Raw genomic sequence first — 21695 nt, 5'->3', positions numbered from 1 at the left:
TCATAGTTTATATTAAGGTATGTTACAATATTTTTAGTTATTTCTCCATAACCTAAAAAACAGTATAAGATGAAAGAAAATCTTTTTGTCAGTAAAATGACAACATTATTCAATAATACCCTCGAATCTTTACCCACTTTGCACATCGCTTTTTGTTTTGATGATAACTATGCTATGCCGGCTGGCATTGCAATGTCGTCAGTGATAGTCAATAACCCCGATAAAAATCTAGTTTTCCACTTATTTGGTAATCGTGTTTCAAATGAAAAAATTCTAAAATTTAATGAATTAAAAAAAACAAATGTTTCTATCATTTATTACGAAATTAGTGACGATTTTTCAATTAATCCTGACACATTGGTTTTACATGTGTCAGCATCGACTTGTTTGCGCTTTGTTGTTCCTCAAATTTTGAACAAAGTGACTTCTCGAGTTCTATATTTAGATTGTGATGTGCTTTGCACTGATAATCTTAATGAATTAATCAATACAGACTTAAATAATAAATATGCAGCTGTGGTGCCTGATGTTGATAAGACTCAAGAAAAACAGAGCACTGCATGTGATATTACTTATGGGGAATATTTTAATGCGGGTATGATTTATATCAATACAGATATGTGGGTAGAAAATAACTTAACCGATAAAGCATTTACTATGATAAATAGCGGTAAGGTCTATAAGTTTGCTGATCAGGATGTATTAAACATTTTAATGAAAGGTAAAACAGTATTTTTACCTCGACGATTTAATAATATAACTGCACTCACCGTCGGTGGAAAAGAGGATGATTTTATTGGACAACGTTCTGTTATTATTCATTATGTTACCGGCAATAAACCTTGGTATCGATTGTATCTAACGCCACTTTATCAACAGTATCTTTCAATATCGCCTTGGGCAAATGATAAACTATTACTAGCCAATGAGAATGCACCGTCGACAACAAGGCGTTATGCTAAAATGCTTGCTAAGGAGCATAAATATTTTTCAGCTTTTAAATATTATTTATTGTATTTAAAACATAAAGCTTTTAAAAAGCACTAAAGGGTTATTTTGTGATTGATGTTGATAAATTTATTACTAGAAAAAATGAATTATTATCTAACTTCATTAACAATGAAGATGTATTACATATTCTTTTATGTTTTGATGATAATTATGCCCTACCTGCTGGTATAGATGTTATTTCAGTTATCGAAAATAATAAAAAATATCAGCTTCATTTTCATTTGTTTACACACAGCATTTCAGATGAAAATAGAAAAAAATTGGCTTCAATAAACTCTAATAACGTTAGTATAACTGAATATGTTATCAATGATCATTTTCAAGTTGATCATAAAAATACAGAGCAATTTCCAATTTCTGCATGTGTTCGCTTAATTGCCCCTATGATTTTGAAACATGTCACTGACAGATTACTTTATATTGATAGTGATACACTTTGTCTTAAATCTTTGGAATTTATCAATGAGACTAATATAGATTCGGCAATTATTGCTGCTGTTGCCGATGTCGCTTATATGCAAGAGTCCCAATGCGTTAAATATAATATTGCCTTTGGTTCTTATTTTAATTCAGGTGTTATGTTAATTAATATTCCGTTATGGTGTCAGGAAAATATTACATCTAAGACATTACAATTATTAAATAGTGGTAAAAAATACCAATTTCCAGACCAAGATGTATTAAATATTGCTATAGGTGAACGAAGAGTTATATTAGAAAATAGATTTAATAATCTATTAGCATTATCAATTAATGGAAATGAAGATGCTATGGTGCCAGACAATACGGTAATAATTCATTACATTACTAAAAATAAACCTTGGCATGAACCTTATCGATCTAAATTATTTGATTATTATTTAGAAAAATCACCATGGAAAAATGCCCCTTTAATCCCCTATAACAATAAAAAGACCTCATCAATCCGGGCATACTCTCGGCTTATGTTCAAGCAAAAAAAATATTTGGCGGGGATTAAACATTATCTTATTTATTTAAAAACGAAATTAAAAAAATAATATGCTATTTTTATCGTTTTAACGGTAAATCAGGATTGCAGTTTTAAACGTTGATTTTTTTTGATGGTTATTTGATGAGTGAGTAATAGTTATATATTTTATTTTCTTATATTAAAATAGCGTATCTATCACCAGTCATGGTTAGATATATCTTTTTTCGGTGGTTACTGGTATAGTATATAACTTATTTTAGTCGTTAGTTGTTCAATTCAGTTACAATAAATCCATCATGATTTTGATGATGAAATCATTTTATTCTGACGTTATTCCTGAAATATTTTTCTTAATTTTATTGATGTGTTGAACTTATCTTATTCATTAGTAGGTGCATGTTAAGTGGTTGATGATTTTGCCGAGAATGGTTTACTGGCGAAAGCAATAGATGGTTTTGTGGCAAGAGAGCCGCAGCGCAATATGGCCAATAAAGTCTCGGAATCAATAAAAAAACAACGCTCTCTTGTGGTTGAAGCTGGTACTGGAACCGGTAAAACTTTTGCTTATCTTGTTCCCGCTCTTCGTAGTGATAAAAAAGTTATTCTATCTACTGGATCAAAAAATCTTCAAGAACAGTTATATAGTAAAGATTTGCCAATTATCAAAAAGGCGTTAAATTTTACAGGTAAAATAGCGTTGCTTAAAGGTCGAGCTAATTATCTTTGTTTGGAACGTCTATATCATCAATATGCTGCCGCGGGGGATCTCGATAAAACGTTAAGGGTTGACTTAGCCCGTGTTAAAAATTGGTCGATTAAAACTAAAGATGGTGATATTAGCAAATGTACAACTGTAACTGAAGACAATCTTATTTGGCCATTATTAACCAGCACTAATGATAATTGCTTAGGAAGTGATTGTGAACATTATAATGATTGTTATGTTGTTAAAGCCCGTAAACGAGCATTAAATGCTGATGTAGTGGTGGTTAACCATCATCTCTTTTTGGCTGATGTTGTTGTAAAAGACACAGGATTTGGCGAGTTGATTCCTAAAGCCGATGTTATGATTTTTGATGAAGCTCATCAATTGCCCGATCTGGCTTGTCACTATTTTGGCCAACAATTGACTAGTCGTCAACTTTTTGATCTTGCGAAAGAAATCAACCTCACTTATCGCACCGAAGTAAAAGATATGTCGCAACTACAACAATGTGCAGATAAATTACAAAAATGTACTCAAGATTTACGCCTAGCAATTAATCAGCAATCACCAAAGGGTAATTTGCGTTTTTTATTTCATCAAGAAGACGTCAAAAAAGAATTATCTTATCTAATTGATGCGTTGAATTTTTGTCATGAAGTATTGCAACTAGCTGTTGGTCGTTCTTCAACCTTAGATAACTGTTTTGAAAGAGTCGATCAATACAGCATGCTATTAAAGCGATTACAGCAAACTGATGTAACAGGATTCAGTTATTGGTATGAAAGTAGTTATAACTATTTTGTTTTTGCCTTAACACCATTATCGGTGGCAGATAAATTTACAGAACTATTAGCAGAACGTAAAGGCAGTTGGATTTTTACTTCAGCAACGCTTTCTGTCAATAATCAATTAGATTATTTTACTAAACGTTTAGGTTTAACCGATGCCGATTCACTTATTTTAGAAAGTCCTTTTGATTACATACACCAAACGGTTTTATGTGTACCTCGTTATATTCCATCGCCAAATGAACAAGGAAATGCTGAAAAATTAGTTGAGATATTGTTACCCGTCATTGAAGCGAATAATGGACGTTGTTTCTTTTTATGTACTTCATATGCAATGATGCATGCTTTAGCTAAACAGTTTCGAGAATTGACAAAACTACCCGTTTTAGTACAAGGTGAAACCAGTAAAATCAAATTGTTAGATCAGTTTATCCATAGTGGTAATGCACTATTAATTGCAACAAGTAGTTTTTGGGAAGGAATAGATGTTAGAGGCGATACCTTATCTTGTGTTATTATAGATAAACTTCCTTTTACATCACCTGATGATCCGTTAATTAAAGCCCGTATGGAAGATTGTCAAATGCAAGGTGGCGATGCTTTTAACGAAGTACAGCTACCCGAGGCGGTAATTACCTTAAAACAAGGGGTGGGGCGATTAATTCGCCATCATAATGACCGAGGTGCAATTATAATCTGTGATAATCGTTTAGTTATGCGACCCTATGGCGCAACATTTATTAATAGCTTACCACCATCACCAAGAACACGTGATATAAACAAGGTTAAAGAATTTTTATTAAAAAAAGTTAACTAATAAAAAATTGGAAAAAACATGAGTACTATTTTAGCCATTGATACCTCAACAGAAGCTTGTTCAGTAGCTTTACTCTATTGTAATGAAATTACGCACGATTTTAAAATATCGGCCCGCGATCATACCAAGCAAATTTTACCGATGATTGATAATATTCTTAAACAATCTAACTGTTCCCTGTCACAAATTGATGCAATTGCGTTTGGACAAGGACCAGGTAGTTTTACGGGTGTACGTATTGGTATTGGTGTTGCTCAAGGTTTAGCTTTAGGTATTGATAAACCCATGATAGGGGTATCAACGTTAATGACTTTAGCTCAAGGTGCTTATCGAACCAATAATGCAACGCACGTTTTAGCCGCTATTGATGCTAGAATGAGTGAGGTGTATTTAGGGCAATACCGTTATGAGCATAATCAATGGCAAGCTCTGATTCCAGAATGCGTAATTGCACCAAAATGTGTTTTCGACAAAGTAAAAAATCTTAGTAGCGATACCTATAGTGCAGGAACGGGCTGGCAAACTTACCCTGATATGATAAACAATATTAAGCAAAGTGATATACTATTACCACATGCTCAAGATTTGGTTGTTTTAGCTCAACAAAAATGGCAAAACAATGAATGGGTCTCGGTAGAGGATGTCGAACCGACCTATTTACGCAATGAAGTCACTTGGAAAAAGCTACCTGGTCGATAAAATAAAAGCCACAGTTTGTGGCTTTTATTTTATTAACTTACGTTTTATTCTTTAAAAAGTCCTAAATGTTCTTTAGCGTATGCTTCAAAATCCGTGCATCCACCAATTGGTTTTTCGTCAATAAAAATCTGTGGAACGGTTTCGACAGGTTTACCTACGCTTTTAGACAGATCTTCTTTAGTGATGCCTTCTTCATTTATATCGACGTATCGATAGGAAAAATCATCACGTTCTTGTGATAACTTTTCGGCTAACTCTTTAGCTCTTGAACAATATGGACAGCCCTGACGACCAAAAATTACAGTATACATTTTTCACCTCGAATCATTTATTTAAGTTTATTTTACTATACTGAATTTTGATAGAAAAAAAAGCACTTAAATATAGTTAATTAAATAGATTATATCTATTGATAATAAATTTTGAAAGTAAATAAAACCTTAAATTTAATAATTAGAATTAGATTGATTATTTATCTGTCAATTTAAGCGTTACAGTGTTTAACGTGAATTTTATACTTTAGATTAAATAAGTTGTAGTTAAGTAAAACACCAACGTCACAAAATTAAAAATTACTTATGTACACTACGGTCATTTCGATTCGTGGCGAGATTTTTTAACATAAAAATAGATTAATATTTGTATGTTTTAATCGGTTTCATTTTGTGAAAACTATTTATTAAAAATGATATTATAAGTAGCTTGATATAAAATGGTATCTGGTTTATGCGTTTGTGTTCAATATGTATCAAACGTAAAGTTTTTATTCATTAAACTTATTAAATAGTGGGTATATATGTTAAAAAAATTATTGTTAATTCTATTAATATTCCCAGTTATCGTCCTAGCTAAACAAAAAGAATGCGCAGTTAAACCCAGCTATGATATTACTATAACTGAAAAAAATGTGCGAATTTTCAATAAAAATAATGATCTAACTATTTTATCTAATGGGAATGTCGAGCTAAATCAAAAACCCGTTTTGCTAAATGCACAACGACAAAAACAGACGTTAATGTTTCAAAAGAATATTAGGCAACAGCTACCACAACTTGAACAGCAGGCTTTAACTATGTTGTCTACAGTTAAGTTTAGTTTTGAGAATGCGATTAAAAATAAACTTGGCAATGATAGTAAGTTGCAAAGTGAATTAAATAAATTATATAAAAGATTAGTAAAATTGTTACACCAGTCAATTATGACAGAAAATGGTAGGACAGAATTTCACTATCAAAATTTTAATAATTTGAAAAAAGATGGCGAAGAGATAGGCCAACGAATTTTTTATAATGTTGTGGGGGGGAGTATAGTCAATTTTAACTTCTTTCAAAATTATGCCACAATCAATGAAATTTCAAAAAATGAATGGAAAGCACAAAAGCCAAAACTTAAGGCTTTTGATGCCCATATTTGTTCAGTTATTACCGATATAAATAATCAATATCAGCAAATATTAAGCGAACTCGAGCATTGAGAAATAAGTCAATAGACATTGATACAAACTTTTGCGAAAATAGCCTATCTTTAACGATAGAATGAAAGACATAGAAATTTATGACAGCACGTATAATTGATGGCAAACAGTTAGCTCAGCAAGTTAGAAATGACATTGCAAATAAAGTAAAAGAACGTATCGCTAAAGGATTATCTATTCCCGGACTTGCTGTTATCCAAGTTGGTTCGGATCCCGCATCAAAGATTTATGTGCAAAATAAACAAAAAGCATGTGATGAAGTAGGTTTTGCATCATTTGCTTATGATTTTCCCCAATCAACGACCGAAGCTTTGTTAACACTGATAGACGAACTCAATGAGCGTAAAGATGTTCATGGTATCTTAGTGCAACTTCCGTTACCGGATAATATCGATAAAACTAAAGTCCTTGAACGGATCCATCCGAGTAAAGATGTTGACGGCTTCCACCCATATAATATTGGACATCTACTACAAAGAGACCCAATTTTACGTCCTTGTACGCCTTATGGTGTAGTGAAAATGTTACAATCAACCGGCGTCAATTTATCTGGACTGAATGCTACGGTTGTGGGCGCTTCGAGTATTGTTGGTCGGCCAATGGCATTAGAACTGTTATTATTAGGTTGTACAACAACTATTACCCATAGCCGTACTATAGATTTAGCTAAACATGTAAGCAATGCTGATATTGTTGTTGCGGGTGTTGGGATAGCTAACTATGTAAAAGGTGAATGGATAAAACCAGGCGCAATAGTGATTGATGTCGGTATTAATCGATTACCAAATGGTAAGCTTGCTGGTGATGTAGAGTTTGAAACTGCCGTTGAGCGAGCCGGATGGATAACGCCAGTTCCAGGCGGAGTTGGTCCTATGACTGTCGCTATGCTTATGAGTAACACCCTTGAAGCGTGTGAAAAATTTAGTCATTGATTTGATAGATTCGTTGAATTTTGGATTGGTAGATGTAAATTAAAAAAATGGAAATAAGGAACATTTTATGATTATATTTCACACTTCTTTAGGTGATATTAAAATTAAAACCTTCGATAATGAAGCGCCAGAAACGGTTAAAAATTTTGTTGAATATTGCAAAGAGGGTTTTTACAACAACACTGTATTTCATCGTGTGATTAATAATTTTATGATTCAAGGTGGTGGTTTTGAGCCTGGTATGAAACAGAAAAAAACCAAAGCACCTATTAAAAATGAAGCTGATAATGGTCTAAAAAATGATCGTGGTACCTTAGCGATGGCTCGCACCTCTGATCCCCATTCCGCAACTGCACAGTTTTTTATTAATGTAGTGGATAATGATTATTTGAATTATCGATCACCTGATGTAAATGGTTATGGTTATTGTGTATTTGCGCAGGTTGTTGATGGTATGGATGTGGTAGATAAAATTAAAGCAGTCAAAACAGGTCGAAGTGGAATGCATTCCGATGTGCCTGTTGAAGATGTGATTATAAAGAGTGTAACGGTTGAATAATCCTACTCGTTATTTTATTGCAGATATTCATCTTACTGATAATGAACCTGCTCAAGATCATTTTGATATAACAGCAGGTTTTTTATCTTTCTTAGACAGTTTACCAGATCACTGTGAACTCTATATTTTAGGCGATCTTTTTGATTATTGGATTGGAGACGATGTCAATTCAATCTTACATCGTAAAATTGCCGATGCGCTAAACAATCTTTCTAACCGACATATAAAAAAATATTTTGTACATGGTAATCGTGATTTTTTATTAGGTAAGAAATATGCCAAATCTTGTGGCATGACAATATTGCCAGAGATTAATTGTTTACCTAATCAAGATAGCAATATTGTATTTTTGCATGGTGATTTGTTATGTCTTGATGATCCACAATATCAAAAATTCCGTAAAGTAATGCATAAAAAATGGTTACAAGCCCTTTTTTTATTATTGCCACTTCGTATTCGTTTAAAAATAGCAGGTAAACTACGTCAAGAAAGTAGCGCACATAATCAAATAAAGTCAGAAAATATTATGGATGTTAATCAAGATGCCGTTGAAAATATGATGAGCAATTATAATGCTAACATTATGGTACATGGTCATACGCATAAACCTGCAACTCATCATTTTTTTATTAACAATCAGCCAGTAACTCGTTTGGTCCTTGGGGCTTGGCATGACGGTATATCTTTTATTAAGCAAGAAACAAACAGTAATATCTTAAAACTTTATAACCACTCTTTTAAATAATCAGTTTGTAAAATGCTATCTTTTTCGCCAAAATCTTTTAATTTACCTTGTTCTAAGATTACTACATAGTTGGCGATACGCTTAACTTCATTAATGTTATGTGTAACGTAAATGACGGGTATTTTTATTTCATGAATTAACTGGTCGATATAACTTAACAGCTCTTTTTTTCTCGGCATATCTAGGGCTGATAATGGTTCATCCATTAATAACAATTGTGGATTAGTTAATAACGCCCGCCCAATAGCAACACGCTGTTTTTCTCCACCAGATAGCATGGCAGGATAACGATTTAATAAATGACTAATATTGAGTACTTCAATCATTTCATCTAATTTTTGCGAACTAAGTTTTTTTATTCCATAAGTTAAGTTTTTCAACACCTTATAGTGAGGAAACAACAAAGCATCTTGAAAGACGGTCGCAATGTTTCGTTTTTCAGGAGGAATAAAAATATTTTGAGTAGTGGAAACCAACGTCACTTGGTTAAGCGTGATATTGCCATGGTCAGGTTTAACCAGTCCATTGATAAGATTTATCAAAGTTGATTTTCCCGAGCCTGATACGCCTAAAATTGCTGTCACTCCTTGACAAGGTATTGAATGTTTAAATTCAAATGCAAATGAAGATGAAGATAGTTGTTTTTTTACATCTATTTCTAACATAACTTATTATCCAAATAATTTTTTCTTATGCCAACGATTGAGCATTTCGGATAAAAAGAGTGCCGCCAAAGACAACACAATGGATATTATACACAACCTCAAAGCAGCATGTTCACCATTAGGCATTTGTAACAATGTATACATAGCAAGCGGTAGTGTTCGCGTTTCACCTTGGATATTAGAGACAAAAGTGATAGTGGCGCCAAATTCACCTAAACATCTTGCAAAACCTAATACAATACCCATTAAAATACCAGGAAATGCTAATGGTAGTGTAATAGTCATGAATACTTTTAATGGACTTGCACCTAATGTTCGAGCAACACTTTCTAAACGTAAATCAATGGATTCAATTGCTAGACGAATTGACCGTACCATCAATGGAAATGCCACAACTGCCGAAGCTAATGCGGCACCTTGCCAATTAAAACTAAAGCTAATCTGTAAATAATAATTTAACCAATCCCCTATAAAACCATGTCGTCCCATCGTTATTAACAGTAAATAACCTAAAACCACAGGGGGTAAAACCAAAGGCAGATGCACAAAACTATCAAAAAGTGATTTACCTAAAAATTGGCATCTAGCTAAAATCCATGCAGTCAAAATACCAATAGGTAAACTGAATAAAATTGCGGCCCCAGCTATTTTTAAGCTCAGTAGCAGTGTTTGCCATTCAAATTCGGTCAATATCATGAGTTTTATTATTTTGTTACAAAACCATATTTTTCAAATATGCGTTTAGCTTCAGGTGATTTTAAATATTGATAAAACTCTTTCGCTTCTGGTTTTAACAATGCTATTGGATACTCAATAGGATCAAATGAGTTAGCCGGAAAAACACCAATAATTTTGACTTTATCGCTGACCTTTGCATCTGTACTATATACAATGCCTAATGCAGCTTCGTTACGTTCAACCAGCATTAACGCATCGCGCACATTACTTGCTGGTGCAAATTGTGGTGCTAATTTATCAAATACGCCTAAATAAGTTAAGGATTCTTTGGCATACAATCCAGCAGGGACATGATCGGGATCGCCAATCGCTAATTTTTCTGTTTTAGGTAAAATTGCATTCCAATCAGTGTTACTATTAATATCGATTTTTTCTAAGTTTGACTGTTTAGGTGCGATTAATACCAAAGAATTTTTAAGTAAATCTTCTTTGTTTTTAACTAAATTATGTTCTATTAAATAAGTCATCCATTTTTGATCTGCTGACATAAAAATATCAGCGGGCGCACCTTGTTCAATCTGTTTGGCTAATACCGATGACGAAGCGAACGAAAAAATAATTTCCTGATTTTTGTGATTTGTTTTATATTCAGCTGCAATATCTTGCATCGCATTGGTTAATGATGCCGCTGCAAATAGGGTTACTTTTTCAATAGCTAAAGTGGAAAATGTGGTTAATAAGGTTGTGACCATTAAAAAAATTTTAATACGTGTTTTCATCATATTCCTCATGCTGAAAATAACTTATGTAATTTTGTATATTGATGATGATGCGTAAAGCGGTAACTGAGATTTAACATAAAAATCGATAATTAAAACAGCTATCATACCCCTTACTTATCAGGTTCATCATATTATAATAAACTTTTCGTTATATAAAATAAAATATATCGATAAATTAACAAACCTTTTCTTATTTAATCATAAGTTAATGATTGTTAATTGGATTGTTCAAAATAACTTAATTATCTAATTGTTCTAAAAGGTATTTGAAAAGTAACATCAGTCACTTGACGCAACTTTTTTGAAGGTAGTTGAAAAAACGTCTACAATAATTGAAATTATCTGAATAAGATGTTTTTCAGTTTATCAAGGTGGTGTCATGAGCTTTTCTCCAGAAATTTTATTAACTATAAATTCAAATCAGCAATTATTTACTGATCCAAGGCGTATAGCATTACTTAAAGCCATTGACCAAACCGGTTCTTTAAGCCAAGCCGCCAAATCAATTGGCATAAGCTACAAAACAGCTTGGGATGCAATGAGTGAAATTAATCGTTTAGCACCGACACCATTTTTGATAACAATAACTGGAGGTAAAAATGGTGGGGGAACCAAACTCAGTGCTTATGCCGTCAGATTTATTCAACTTTATGATCTTTTGACCCACATACAGCATAACGCGTTTAATATTTTGAGTGATGATAACGTTCCATTGGATGATATTTTAAAAGCCACAGCGCGATTATCATTACAAACCAGTGCACGTAATCAATTATATGGTAGTGTTAAACGGATTGAAGCAAACAATATTGCCGGTTTTATTACGGTTTCGCTTGGGGATAATCAAACTGAATTAAAAGCTTATATAACTCACAAAAGTATCGAAAGGTTAAAGTTAACTACGGACAAGACTGTGCTACTGTTAATTAAAGCCCCATTGATTGAATTAAATGATTCGCTTGAAAATTGTTTATCAGTAACAGTTGAGAAAGTAACTACAGATGGTGAATGGACTGAAATTGCCTTTTGTTTAGCATCAGGTATGATGCTTTATGCAAGTAAATTAACGAATACAGTTAAGGATTATGCATTAGTTGCAGGCAAAAAGCTGACAATATCAATTGATCCTCAGCATATTATTGTTGCTACATTAGTTTAATTTGAGGTATTTATGTTACATATTGAACACGCACACTATAAAATTAATGATCATAAAGTTTTTGTTATCGAATCATTAACCATCAATCAGGGGCATAGTGTTGCTTTTGTTGGACGTAATGGTAGCGGTAAATCAGTTCTAGCTAAAGCATTAGCCGGTGAACAACCGTTGCTATCGGGTAATGTGATTAATGATTTTAAATCAATAGCGTATATTTCTTTTGAACAATTACAAAAGTTGATTGATGAAGAATGGAAGCGCAATAATACTGATATGCTTAGCGAAGGCGAAAATGATACAGGATTAACGACATCGCAAATCATACAAGAAATTAAAGCAGATGATGAGCGATGCTTACAGTTGGCAAAACAGTTTGGTATTAGTCAGCTGTTGACTAGAAAATTTAAATATTTGTCAACAGGTGAAACACGAAAAACTTTGATTTGCAAAGCGTTAATGTCAAATCCCGATTTATTAATTTTAGATGAACCTTTTGATGGTTTAGATATTTTATCGCGTGAAAATTTAGCCGATAAGCTTGGTGAATTGTCTAAACAAGGAGTTACTATCGTATTAGTGTTAAATCGTTTTAATGAAATTCCTATTTTTATTGAAGAGATAGGTCTGCTTGTTGAATGTCAGCTCTTGAAATTTGGTAGTAAAGCAACAATATTAAATGACGAAACAGTTAAACAGCTAGCTGATCTAGAAAGCTTACCAAATGTACCTTTACCTGATGCAGATGTGCCTCCTGATGCATTATCTAACGAAATCGATCGTGTGGTTTTAAATAATGGCTATGTCCATTATGATGATAAAGCTATTATCGATGGGTTAACTTGGCGGGTAAAAGCGGGTGAAAACTGGCAAATAGTTGGACCTAATGGTGCAGGTAAATCAACGCTATTAAGTTTAATTACGGGTGATCATCCTCAAGGATACAGTAATGATCTAACACTATTTGGTCGTAAACGAGGTTCAGGTGAAACTATTTGGGACATTAAAAAGCATATTGGCTATGTCAGTAGTAGTTTACACCTTGATTATCGCGTCAGTTCTAGCGTTAAAACAGTACTTGTTTCAGGCTTTTTTGACTCAATAGGTGTATATCAAGCCACAAGCGATAGACAAGCAAAACTAGCCGATGAATGGCTTAAATTGCTAGGGTTATATACACAAGCTGATAAGCCTTTTCAGTCGTTATCGTGGGGGCAGCAGCGATTAGTGCTAATAGCTCGTGCTTTAGTAAAACATCCAACCTTGCTGATTTTAGATGAACCATTGCAAGGATTAGATCATCTTAACCGAGAATTAGTCAAAGGTTGGATAGATCGATTAATCAATGAAGGAAACACACAATTATTGTTTGTGTCGCATCATGCTGAAGATGCGCCAAAATGTATCACTCATCGTTTAACTTTTGTTCCTAATTTCGATCTCAGCTATCAATACCAATTTGAGACACTTAACTAATCATTAGTTAATAACTATTAAAATCAGTATTAAAAATAGAAATAATCAATAAAAAAAACGTATTTTAATGATGAAATTTTTACTTGATTATTGAAAAAAGTTTATAACGGCTATACTTAGAGAGTTATCCCCGATGCCTGTGGATAACTCTGTGAATAGTTTATTGAAAAACGCTTAAACTTCAATAACCATCAGGTTTTAGCTTGGTTTGGTTACAAGTTAAGCATGAATTGTTATTTTATTATTAATCAATTAGTTATCTTAAATCAAGCTATCTTTTTAAGATGGGTTTGGTTAATTTTTAAGTTAACTGAACAAAAAATATAAGATTTTAAAAGGTCAAGTCTTTTTGGGGATAATTTTTATTAATAGGTAAAATATTAGGTCACGAGTAATGAAAAAATTTAAATTATGTTCTGAATTTAAACCTGCTGGCGATCAACCTGAAGCCATTAGACGGATAAGTCAAAATCTTGATGACGGTATTGCTCATCAAACATTATTAGGTGTGACTGGGTCAGGTAAAACCTTTACTATGGCAAATGTTATTGCTCAGCATAATCGTCCAACAATTATTTTGGCGCCAAATAAAACGTTGGCCGCTCAATTATATGGTGAAATGAAAGCGTTTTTTCCTGAAAACGCAGTTGAGTATTTTGTCTCTTATTATGATTATTATCAGCCTGAATCTTATGTGCCATCAACCGATACTTTTATTGAGAAGGATGCATCGATCAATGAACATATCGAACAGATGCGCCTTTCGGCCACTAAATCACTATTGGAACGTCGCGATGTTGTGATTGTTGCATCGGTATCAGCAATTTATGGTTTGGGTGCGCCCGAGACCTATATGGCGATGATTCTGCACCTGACTAAAGGTACCATTACCGATCAACGCTCAATCCTAACCAGATTGGCTGAACTACAATATACTCGCAATGAAATGGGTTTTAGTCGTGGTACGTTTAGAGTAAGAGGTGATGTGATTGATATTTTTCCTGCTGATTCAGACGAGTTAGCTGTACGAGTAGAATTGTTTGATGATGAAGTAGAACGCATTACTATGTTTGATCCTTTAACAGGCAGTAGTGTTAATGATGTCTCTCGTATTACTATTTATCCAAAAACCCATTATGTTACACCAAGAAACATTATGGAAAACGCTATTGCTGAAATTAAGCAAGAACTTAAAGAACGGCAAAAAGTATTGTTAGATAATAATCGTCTGTTAGAAGAGCAGCGTTTAACTCAGCGAACACTATTTGATATTGAAATGATGACTGAACTTGGATACTGTTCAGGTATCGAAAACTATTCCCGCTTTTTATCTCAACGTAAACCCGGTGATCCACCTGCAACCTTATTCGATTACTTACCTGCTGATGGTTTACTGTTTATTGATGAATCACACGTTGCAATACCACAGATTGGTGCAATGTATAATGGCGACCGTTCACGTAAATTAAATTTAGTTGAGTATGGATTCCGTTTACCGTCAGCACTGGATAACCGTCCATTGAAATTCACGGAATTTGAAAACATTATGCCACAAACTATTTATGTGTCGGCAACACCAGCTAAATACGAAATTGAAAAATCAGGTGGTGAAATTATTGAACAAGTAGTAAGACCGACAGGTTTATTAGATCCGATTATTGAAGTTCGCCCAGTTGCTACTCAAGTTGATGATCTTTTATCCGAAATTAAAATTCGTATGCAAAACGAAGAGCGGGTATTAGTAACAACACTAACCAAACGTATGGCTGAAAACTTAACAGATTATTTATCCGAGCATAATGTCAATGTGAAATATTTACATTCCGATATTAATACGGTTGAACGGATGGAAATTATTCGTGATTTACGGTTAGGTAAAGTTGATGTTTTGGTTGGTATAAACTTATTACGTGAAGGATTAGATATTCCAGAGGTATCGTTAATTGCTATTTTAGATGCGGACAGAGAAGGCTTTTTGCGTTCAGAAAGCTCACTCATTCAAACAGTTGGACGTGCAGCGCGAAATGTAAATGGTAAAGCCATATTGTATGCTGATAAAATCACGCCAGCTATGCAAAAAACCATTGATGAAACAGCCCGTCGTCGTAAAAAACAGGAAGATTTCAATCAAGCTCATGGCATAACACCAAAATCAGTACGCAAAGAAATAAAAGATATTTTAGATGCAGGATTAAGCACTAAAAAATCAACGACTAAAGTACAAGCATTTGAACCGGGTAAACCTTATCATTATGTATCTATTAAAGAAGTTCAAGCGAGAGTGAAAGAACTTGAAGCCATGATGTACGAAGCTGCCCAAAATCTCGAGTTTGAAAAAGCCGGTGTATTACGTGATGAAATAAAAAAATTACGTGCTGATTTTATTAAAGTCTCTTAAAAAAATCATCAAAGAAGGAAAAAATGATGACAATTATTCGACTCGATCCACAAGACCGTTGGTCTGAAGCAGTTATTCACAATAATGTAATTTATTACACGAGTGTGCCAAGCAATTTAGTTAATGATGCCTATGAACAAACAAAAAGTGCCTTGGCTGAAATAGACAAAATTTTAGCTAGAGCAAATAGTGATAAAACCCGTATTTTAGATGCAACCCTATTTTTGGTAAACAAAAGCGATTTTGCTGCTATGAATAAAGCGTGGGACGAATGGGTTGCTCACGGCGATGCTCCTGTGCGCTGCACAGTCCATACTGGATTAATGAAAAATGAGTATTTAGTCGAAATAAAAATCGTTGCAGCAGTGACGGTATAATATTTTGCAATAAACAACTTAATAATCGTTGGTGATTAATTACTTCATTATTCTAGATAGACTAAAATGATAATATTATTAGCTTTTTTAGTAATAATATTATCACTACTATTTAGTTTTTCTTGTCATGTTACATATTGATTATTATCCTATTTGCTAAATTTTAGTGTATACTTTGAAAACTTTGAACTTCATCTATTGATATAATTTGCTATGCATACTCAAGCTAAAATTGCCATTGTAATGGGATCGAAAAGTGATTGGAGCACAATGCAACATGCTGCCGATATCCTCGATACACTTACGGTTAATTATCATGTTGAAATAGTTTCAGCCCATCGCACACCTGATAAATTGTTTCAGTTTGCTCAAGATGCTAAACGTCGAGGTTTTGATGTCATCATTGCTGGTGCTGGAGGTGCCGCTCATTTACCCGGTATGCTAGCGGCGAAAACATTGGTACCCGTATTAGGCGTACCCGTACAAAGTGCCTCGCTAAATGGTATTGACAGCTTATATTCCATTGTACAAATGCCTAAAGGTATTCCTGTTGGGACCTTAGCGATTGGTAAGGCTGGGGCTGCTAATGCTGCATTATTAGCTGTGCAAATTCTGGCATTACATGATAAAGACATCTATCAACGATTATCAACTTGGCGTTTAAGCCAAACTGATGAAGTTTTAAATAACCCTGATCCAAGAGTCGATGCATAATATGATAACTAAATCAGTTTGTGTTTTAGGTAATGGCCAACTAGGCCGAATGTTGAAGCAAGCTGGCGAGCCATTAGGTATCCATGTTTTTCCTGTTGGTTTAGATGTTGATCCAGCAACGATTCCTTATCAAAAATCAGTCATTACTGCTGAAATTGAACGTTGGCCCGATACGCCTTTTACTCAGATTTTAGCTCAGCATGGGCATTTTATTAATCGGGATGTGTTTCCAATTATTGCCGATCGTTTGAGTCAAAAACAACTATTAGATGAACTTAATCTACCCACAGCTAAATGGTTTTTGCTGAAAAATAGACAAGATTGGCCAACGCTATTTCAACAGTTAGGTCAATTGTTAATTGTTAAACGTCGTACTGGTGGTTATGATGGTCGGGGTCAATGGCGTATAGCCATTAATGACGATATCGACGTACCTGAAGATATCTATGAACAAGCGATTGTAGAACAGGCAATTGCATTCGATAACGAATTATCATTGATTGGTGCACGCAATGCGAAAGGTGAAACCGTTTTTTATCCATTGACGCATAATTTACATCAAGATGGTATTTTAAGAATGAGTATTGCTTTACCGGATAAAATGCCTGTATTACAAGCCAAAGCCGAAAAAATGTTATCCGCCATCATGCAAAAGCTCAATTATGTCGGCGTAATGGCAATGGAGTGTTTTGTTGTCGGTGAAAATCTATTAATCAATGAATTAGCGCCAAGAGTCCATAACAGTGGCCACTGGACCCAAAATGGTGCTTCAATAAGTCAATTTGAGCTTCATTTACGGGCAATCTTGGGATTACCAATACCAAAGCCTAATGTTTTTGCGCCTTCTATCATGGTTAATCTGATTGGAACTGAATTAAATTATGATTGGTTATCAATTGATTTAGTCCATTTACATTGGTACGAAAAAGAAGTCAGAGTTGGCCGTAAAGTGGGGCATTTGAATTTAACTCACCCTCAAATATCAACATTGATTGATTCGTTAGATACATTGTTACCGATGTTGCCTGTTGAATATCATCCAGCTATTTGTTGGGCAAAACAGCAATTTGAGTCGTTATAGCTTGTTGAAGAAAAGGGTAGCGCCATGGTCAACTTTAGCAAAAAAATTAATTACCAACGTTATGCTAGTAAACAATATGACACTCTAACAGATGAATATTCAGTTTTACGCTGTTTTGAAAGTGATCGTGGACGAATTATCAATTCTGCAGCTATAAGACGCTTACAGCAAAAGACTCAAGTGTTTCCTCTCGAACGTAATTCAGTCGTCAGGAGCCGTTTGACGCATTCAATGGAAGTTCAACAAGTTGGGCGCTATATTGTTAAAGAAATTGTTAATCGTTTAATAAAAGCTGGACAGTTAAAAGCGTTTGGTCTGGATAAATCGATTATGTCGATTGAAAGCTTAGTTGAAATGGCGTGCTTAATGCATGATATAGGCAATCCCCCTTTCGGTCATTTTGGTGAATCGGCAATTAATCAGTGGTTTACGTTACGACTAGGTCTTGATAAACCTTGCAGCTACAGTATTCTTGAAATAAACAAACAAGACGATGATTTACTTACTGAATTAAAGCAAAAAATCCGCCAAGACTTGTCCAATTTTGAAGGGAATGCTCAAGCTATTCGTTTAGTTCATACAATTTTACGTCTTAATTTAACTTATTCTCAAATAGCCTCAATTGTTAAATATTCAAAACCCGCTTATTGGAAGGATGCGGTACCGTCTGAATTTGATTATTTAATGAAAAAACCCGGTTTTTACTTATCGGAAGAGCCCTTTATCAATGAATTATATCAACAACTTGATATAAAACCATTTCATCGTTACCCGCTAACTTACATCATGGAAGCGGCTGATGATATCTCTTATTGCATAGCCGATCTTGAAGATGCCGTTGAAAAGAAAATTTTCACTGTACAACAACTTTATCAATATTTAAAACAAGCATGGGGACCGGTTAAAAGCGGTGATTTATTTGATAAAGTGATCAATCGGCCTTTTGATAATTTTAAACAAATTGAGTCTACCGCTATTGGTATCGATCAGTTTTTTATGTATTTGCGAGTCAATACTATCAATAAACTTGTTCCCCATGCCGCAGAACGGTTTATTGAAAATATTGAAGCTATTTATGATGGCTCATTTAATCATGCTTTGCTTGAAGATCACGACGCTGAATACAAACTCCTCAATATTTTTAAAACTGTCGGTTTTGAACATGTTTTCAATCATGAATCGGTTGAAAATCTTGAACTGCAAGGTCATCGAATTATTACCGGTTTGCTCGATATTTATAGCCCATTACTTGCGATGCCCGTTGAGGATTTTATTAAATTATCCACTACAGGCAATCACAAAAAATACCCAATAGAAACCCGACTATATCATAAACTATCCCATAAACATTGTGATGCTTACCAACAAGTCATTAGCAAACTTGATAAAAATCAGCCAGTTTTTGATTGTTGGGAATTTTATTACCGTTGTCGTTTAATTCAAGATTACATTAGTGGTATGACAGATCATTTTGCTTACGATGAATATCGTAAATTGATGGTCACATTTTAATTTAGTTAATTGATTAAAGTTTTAGCACCAAAAAAAAGCAAAAGCACTACAATAGTGCATTAATTTTTAAACCCTATCGATAACCACATTGTTATTATCAACATATCCAAACACTTCTAACTATATTGCTCATCTTTTTTAATAAATAGAATGGTTGAAATTAGATTTGGTGTAGTTAATTCGTTGGCTAGAGAGTGAGTATTGATGACACTTTATTATTCGTTTTGTTAATTCTAGTTAAATTTTCTTTGGTTTGATTTCAACATTTTTATTTCTATTAATTGACATTAACATAATGAATTACATCGTTATTCTTATTAATGAGTATAGTCAATAACTACAAATCGAAATTTCTGGCATAGGCTTTGCATAAGTTTTGCATAAGTTCGGTTATACACCCTATTAATGAGGAGCAATTGATGAAATTAGTGACTGTTGTTATTAAACCTTTCAAATTAGAAGAAGTGAGAGAATCATTATCCAATATTGGCATCACGGGATTAACCGTTACTGAAGTTAAAGGATTCGGACGTCAAAAAGGGCATGCCGAACTTTATCGTGGTGCTGAATATAATGTTAACTTCCTACCTAAAGTAAAAATTGATTTAGCAATCAGTGACGAACAACTTGATGAAGTGATTAATACTATTACTAAAGCGGCTTATACCGGCAAAATAGGCGATGGCAAAATCTTTGTAACTCCACTTGAACATGTGGTTCGTATTCGTACCGGTGAAACGGATGAGTCAGCATTATAATCATAAAAGGATATCATTATGTTGAAAAAATTTATTTTACCTTTGGGTTTAGCGCTTTCAAGCTCAGCAATTGCTCAAGAAGCAACCGTCGCCGATAATGCTGATAACGGTTTTATGATGATTTGTACAGCCCTAGTTCTTTTTATGTCAGTTCCTGGCATTGCTTTGTTCTATGGTGGATTATTACGTGCTAAAAATGTCTTATCAATGTTATCGCAAATATTAGTCACCTTTTCACTTATTGCGGTATTATGGATAATTTATGGTTATACACTAGCATTTGGTGAAGGAAACTGGTTTTTTGGTAACTTTGAACATTTTTTACTAATTGGTATTAATATTACTGATGTATCTGGATCGATTTATGAATTGATTTGGGTCGCTTTTCAAGGATCCTTTGCTTGCATTACTTGTTGCTTAATACCAGGTGCATTTGCCGAACGTACGCGTTTTTCAGCGGTATTAATTTTTATGGTGTTATGGTTTACCTTCTCTTATATCCCAATGGCCCATATGGTATGGGGTGGTGGTATTTTAGGTGATGAAGGTGCGTTAGATTTTGCGGGTGGAACTGTTGTTCACATCAATGCAGCTGTTGCAGGTTTAATGGGGGCGTATTTACTAAAAAATCGAATAGGTTTTAATCGTGAACCGCTAAAACCTTTCAACCTTCCTTATGTTTATATTGGTGCCGCTATTTTATATATTGGGTGGTTTGGCTTTAATGCTGGATCTTCAACTCACGCTGATCAAATCGCGGGGCTTGCTTTTATTAACACCGTGGCGGCAACGGCAGCAGCAGTTTTAGCATGGTCTATTGCTGAGTGGGTTTTACGAGGTAAACCTTCATGTTTAGGTGCGGCATCAGGCATCATTGCTGGATTAGTTGGAATAACGCCTGCAGCTGGTTTTGTTGGTGTTGGTGGTGCTCTGTTGATTGGTTTGATTTGTGGCTTTGCAGGCGTTTGGGGTGTATCTTCGCTAAAAAGAATTCTTAAAATAGACGATACTTGTGATGTATTTGGTGTACATGGTGTTTGTGGTATTGTTGGTTGTCTATTGACTGGTATTTTTGCGTCAGAATCACTCGGTGGCATTGGTTATACAGAAGGTACCAGCATGGCAAGCCAGATTGGTATACAATTAATGAGTATAATAACTTGCATTATTTGGACGGCAGTTGTTGCTTTTATCTCGTATAAGATTGCAGATATCTGTGTTGGCTTACGTGTGTCAGAAGAACATGAACGTGAAGGTCTAGATATTAATAGCCACGGAGAAAGCGCATTTAACAATTAATTCTTAAACAAATATAACTAATTTAATTATAAAAAAAATCTACAGTGAAATTAACACTGTAGATTTTTTGCTTATATTAATTATGATAAATGTCTTTTAGTCATCCCAAAGCATAA

Annotated in this window: 21 protein-coding genes; 17 read left to right on the top strand and 4 right to left on the bottom strand. The window is 34.1% G+C overall.

The genetic code is table 11. The features are described from left to right. Positions 1–69 precede the first annotated feature (69 nt). From A9G09_RS11505 to tsaB, 4 genes are all read left to right on the top strand, one after another. On the top strand, positions 70–1047 hold the full coding sequence (locus A9G09_RS11505; protein WP_081297563.1) for a glycosyltransferase family 8 protein: 978 nt from the start codon (positions 70–72) through the stop codon (positions 1045–1047). Positions 1048–1058: 11 nt separating this feature from the next. Continuing rightward, positions 1059–2030, top strand: a complete 972-nt coding sequence (locus tag A9G09_RS11500) for a glycosyltransferase family 8 protein (protein ID WP_065634982.1) — start codon at positions 1059–1061, stop codon at positions 2028–2030. Positions 2031–2366: 336 nt separating this feature from the next. After that, complete coding sequence (locus A9G09_RS11495; protein ID WP_065634981.1) at positions 2367–4274, top strand: ATP-dependent DNA helicase; 1908 nt, start codon at positions 2367–2369, stop codon at positions 4272–4274. Positions 4275–4292: 18 nt separating this feature from the next. Beyond that, positions 4293–4973, top strand: a complete 681-nt coding sequence (gene tsaB, locus A9G09_RS11490) for a tRNA (adenosine(37)-N6)-threonylcarbamoyltransferase complex dimerization subunit type 1 TsaB (RefSeq protein WP_065634980.1) — start codon at positions 4293–4295, stop codon at positions 4971–4973. Between the two features lie 44 nt (positions 4974–5017). Here tsaB and A9G09_RS11485 read toward each other — a convergent pair whose 3' ends face one another. Beyond that, positions 5018–5284, bottom strand: a complete 267-nt coding sequence (locus A9G09_RS11485; RefSeq protein WP_065634979.1) for a GrxA family glutaredoxin — start codon at positions 5282–5284, stop codon at positions 5018–5020. A 485-nt stretch (positions 5285–5769) separates the two neighbouring features. On the opposite strand from A9G09_RS11485, the gene A9G09_RS11480 reads away from it, so the two are divergent. From A9G09_RS11480 to A9G09_RS11465, 4 genes are all read left to right on the top strand, one after another. After that, on the top strand, positions 5770–6447 hold the full coding sequence (locus A9G09_RS11480) for a DUF2884 family protein (RefSeq protein WP_065634978.1): 678 nt from the start codon (positions 5770–5772) through the stop codon (positions 6445–6447). Between the two features lie 80 nt (positions 6448–6527). Then, positions 6528–7379: a bifunctional methylenetetrahydrofolate dehydrogenase/methenyltetrahydrofolate cyclohydrolase FolD gene (gene folD, locus A9G09_RS11475; protein ID WP_065634977.1), complete on the top strand. Its 852-nt coding sequence runs from the start codon at positions 6528–6530 to the stop codon at positions 7377–7379. 67 nt (positions 7380–7446) lie between these two features. Beyond that, complete coding sequence (ppiB, locus tag A9G09_RS11470; RefSeq protein WP_065634976.1) at positions 7447–7938, top strand: peptidylprolyl isomerase B; 492 nt, start codon at positions 7447–7449, stop codon at positions 7936–7938. After that, complete coding sequence (locus tag A9G09_RS11465) at positions 7931–8683, top strand: UDP-2,3-diacylglucosamine diphosphatase (RefSeq protein ID WP_065634975.1); 753 nt, start codon at positions 7931–7933, stop codon at positions 8681–8683. Before ppiB ends, A9G09_RS11465 begins: the two co-directional genes overlap by 8 nt. Here the strand turns inward: A9G09_RS11465 and modC are convergent. From modC to modA, 3 genes are read right to left on the bottom strand one after another with little or no spacing between them, the layout of a single operon-like run. Then, on the bottom strand, positions 8662–9348 hold the full coding sequence (modC, locus tag A9G09_RS11460; RefSeq protein WP_065634974.1) for a molybdenum ABC transporter ATP-binding protein: 687 nt from the start codon (positions 9346–9348) through the stop codon (positions 8662–8664). The genes A9G09_RS11465 and modC overlap by 22 nt on opposite strands. Before the next feature lie 6 nt (positions 9349–9354). Beyond that, positions 9355–10044, bottom strand: a complete 690-nt coding sequence (gene modB / locus A9G09_RS11455; RefSeq protein ID WP_065634973.1) for a molybdate ABC transporter permease subunit — start codon at positions 10042–10044, stop codon at positions 9355–9357. An 8-nt stretch (positions 10045–10052) separates the two neighbouring features. Beyond that, on the bottom strand, positions 10053–10817 hold the full coding sequence (modA, locus tag A9G09_RS11450; RefSeq protein ID WP_141671580.1) for a molybdate ABC transporter substrate-binding protein: 765 nt from the start codon (positions 10815–10817) through the stop codon (positions 10053–10055). Between the two features lie 370 nt (positions 10818–11187). Between modA and A9G09_RS11445 the strand changes: the two genes are divergently transcribed. The 9 genes from A9G09_RS11445 to amtB all read left to right on the top strand — a co-directional run bounded on the left by A9G09_RS11445 (position 11188) and on the right by amtB (position 21579). Then, on the top strand, positions 11188–11967 hold the full coding sequence (locus A9G09_RS11445; protein ID WP_065634971.1) for a TOBE domain-containing protein: 780 nt from the start codon (positions 11188–11190) through the stop codon (positions 11965–11967). A gap of 12 nt (positions 11968–11979) precedes the next feature. Further along, complete coding sequence (modF, locus tag A9G09_RS11440; protein ID WP_065634970.1) at positions 11980–13440, top strand: molybdate ABC transporter ATP-binding protein ModF; 1461 nt, start codon at positions 11980–11982, stop codon at positions 13438–13440. A gap of 394 nt (positions 13441–13834) precedes the next feature. Beyond that, positions 13835–15838 carry an excinuclease ABC subunit UvrB gene (uvrB, locus tag A9G09_RS11435; RefSeq protein WP_065634969.1) on the top strand — a complete coding sequence of 668 codons (2004 nt, stop codon included), beginning with the start codon at positions 13835–13837 and terminating at the stop codon, positions 15836–15838. 26 nt (positions 15839–15864) lie between these two features. After that, the gene (locus A9G09_RS11430) at positions 15865–16215 is read left to right on the top strand and encodes a RidA family protein (RefSeq protein ID WP_065634968.1); all 351 of its coding nucleotides are present in this window, start codon (positions 15865–15867) and stop codon (positions 16213–16215) included. A 213-nt stretch (positions 16216–16428) separates the two neighbouring features. Beyond that, positions 16429–16929: a 5-(carboxyamino)imidazole ribonucleotide mutase gene (gene purE, locus A9G09_RS11425; protein ID WP_065634967.1), complete on the top strand. Its 501-nt coding sequence runs from the start codon at positions 16429–16431 to the stop codon at positions 16927–16929. 1 nt (position 16930) lies between these two features. Further along, on the top strand, positions 16931–18010 hold the full coding sequence (gene purK / locus A9G09_RS12770; protein ID WP_065634983.1) for a 5-(carboxyamino)imidazole ribonucleotide synthase: 1080 nt from the start codon (positions 16931–16933) through the stop codon (positions 18008–18010). Between the two features lie 24 nt (positions 18011–18034). After that, positions 18035–19522 carry a dGTPase gene (gene dgt / locus A9G09_RS12765; protein ID WP_065634966.1) on the top strand — a complete coding sequence of 496 codons (1488 nt, stop codon included), beginning with the start codon at positions 18035–18037 and terminating at the stop codon, positions 19520–19522. 419 nt (positions 19523–19941) lie between these two features. Beyond that, positions 19942–20280, top strand: coding sequence for a P-II family nitrogen regulator (gene glnK, locus A9G09_RS11410; RefSeq protein WP_065634965.1), 339 nt, complete (start codon positions 19942–19944; stop codon positions 20278–20280). A gap of 18 nt (positions 20281–20298) precedes the next feature. Next, positions 20299–21579, top strand: a complete 1281-nt coding sequence (gene amtB, locus A9G09_RS11405) for an ammonium transporter AmtB (protein WP_065634964.1) — start codon at positions 20299–20301, stop codon at positions 21577–21579. Positions 21580–21695 lie beyond the last annotated feature (116 nt).

Source organism: Gilliamella sp. wkB292, assembly GCF_001690235.1.
In the GTDB taxonomy this organism is placed as follows: domain Bacteria; phylum Pseudomonadota; class Gammaproteobacteria; order Enterobacterales; family Orbaceae; genus Gilliamella; species Gilliamella apicola_F.
The sequence above is the reverse complement of the archived record's forward strand: the minus strand, read 5'-3'. Positions and strand labels throughout refer to the sequence as shown.

Bases quoted from the DNA above. Each gene is read 5' to 3' on its own strand.
- modB (WP_065634973.1), bottom strand. From the start codon at position 10,044: ATGATATTGACCGAATTTGAATGGCAAACACTGCTACTGAGCTTAAAA.
- glnK (WP_065634965.1), top strand. From the start codon at position 19,942: ATGAAATTAGTGACTGTTGTTATTAAACCTTTCAAATTAGAAGAAGTG.
- A9G09_RS11505 (WP_081297563.1), top strand. From the start codon at position 70: ATGAAAGAAAATCTTTTTGTCAGTAAAATGACAACATTATTCAATAAT.
- A9G09_RS11485 (WP_065634979.1), bottom strand. From the start codon at position 5,284: ATGTATACTGTAATTTTTGGTCGTCAGGGCTGTCCATATTGTTCAAGA.
- modA (WP_141671580.1), bottom strand. From the start codon at position 10,817: ATGAGGAATATGATGAAAACACGTATTAAAATTTTTTTAATGGTCACA.
- A9G09_RS11430 (WP_065634968.1), top strand. From the start codon at position 15,865: ATGACAATTATTCGACTCGATCCACAAGACCGTTGGTCTGAAGCAGTT.
- uvrB (WP_065634969.1), top strand. From the start codon at position 13,835: ATGAAAAAATTTAAATTATGTTCTGAATTTAAACCTGCTGGCGATCAA.
- A9G09_RS11445 (WP_065634971.1), top strand. From the start codon at position 11,188: ATGAGCTTTTCTCCAGAAATTTTATTAACTATAAATTCAAATCAGCAA.
- modF (WP_065634970.1), top strand. From the start codon at position 11,980: ATGTTACATATTGAACACGCACACTATAAAATTAATGATCATAAAGTT.
- tsaB (WP_065634980.1), top strand. From the start codon at position 4,293: ATGAGTACTATTTTAGCCATTGATACCTCAACAGAAGCTTGTTCAGTA.
- amtB (WP_065634964.1), top strand. From the start codon at position 20,299: ATGTTGAAAAAATTTATTTTACCTTTGGGTTTAGCGCTTTCAAGCTCA.
- ppiB (WP_065634976.1), top strand. From the start codon at position 7,447: ATGATTATATTTCACACTTCTTTAGGTGATATTAAAATTAAAACCTTC.
- purE (WP_065634967.1), top strand. From the start codon at position 16,429: ATGCATACTCAAGCTAAAATTGCCATTGTAATGGGATCGAAAAGTGAT.
- folD (WP_065634977.1), top strand. From the start codon at position 6,528: ATGACAGCACGTATAATTGATGGCAAACAGTTAGCTCAGCAAGTTAGA.
- modC (WP_065634974.1), bottom strand. From the start codon at position 9,348: ATGTTAGAAATAGATGTAAAAAAACAACTATCTTCATCTTCATTTGCA.
- A9G09_RS11480 (WP_065634978.1), top strand. From the start codon at position 5,770: ATGTTAAAAAAATTATTGTTAATTCTATTAATATTCCCAGTTATCGTC.
- purK (WP_065634983.1), top strand. From the start codon at position 16,931: ATGATAACTAAATCAGTTTGTGTTTTAGGTAATGGCCAACTAGGCCGA.
- dgt (WP_065634966.1), top strand. From the start codon at position 18,035: ATGGTCAACTTTAGCAAAAAAATTAATTACCAACGTTATGCTAGTAAA.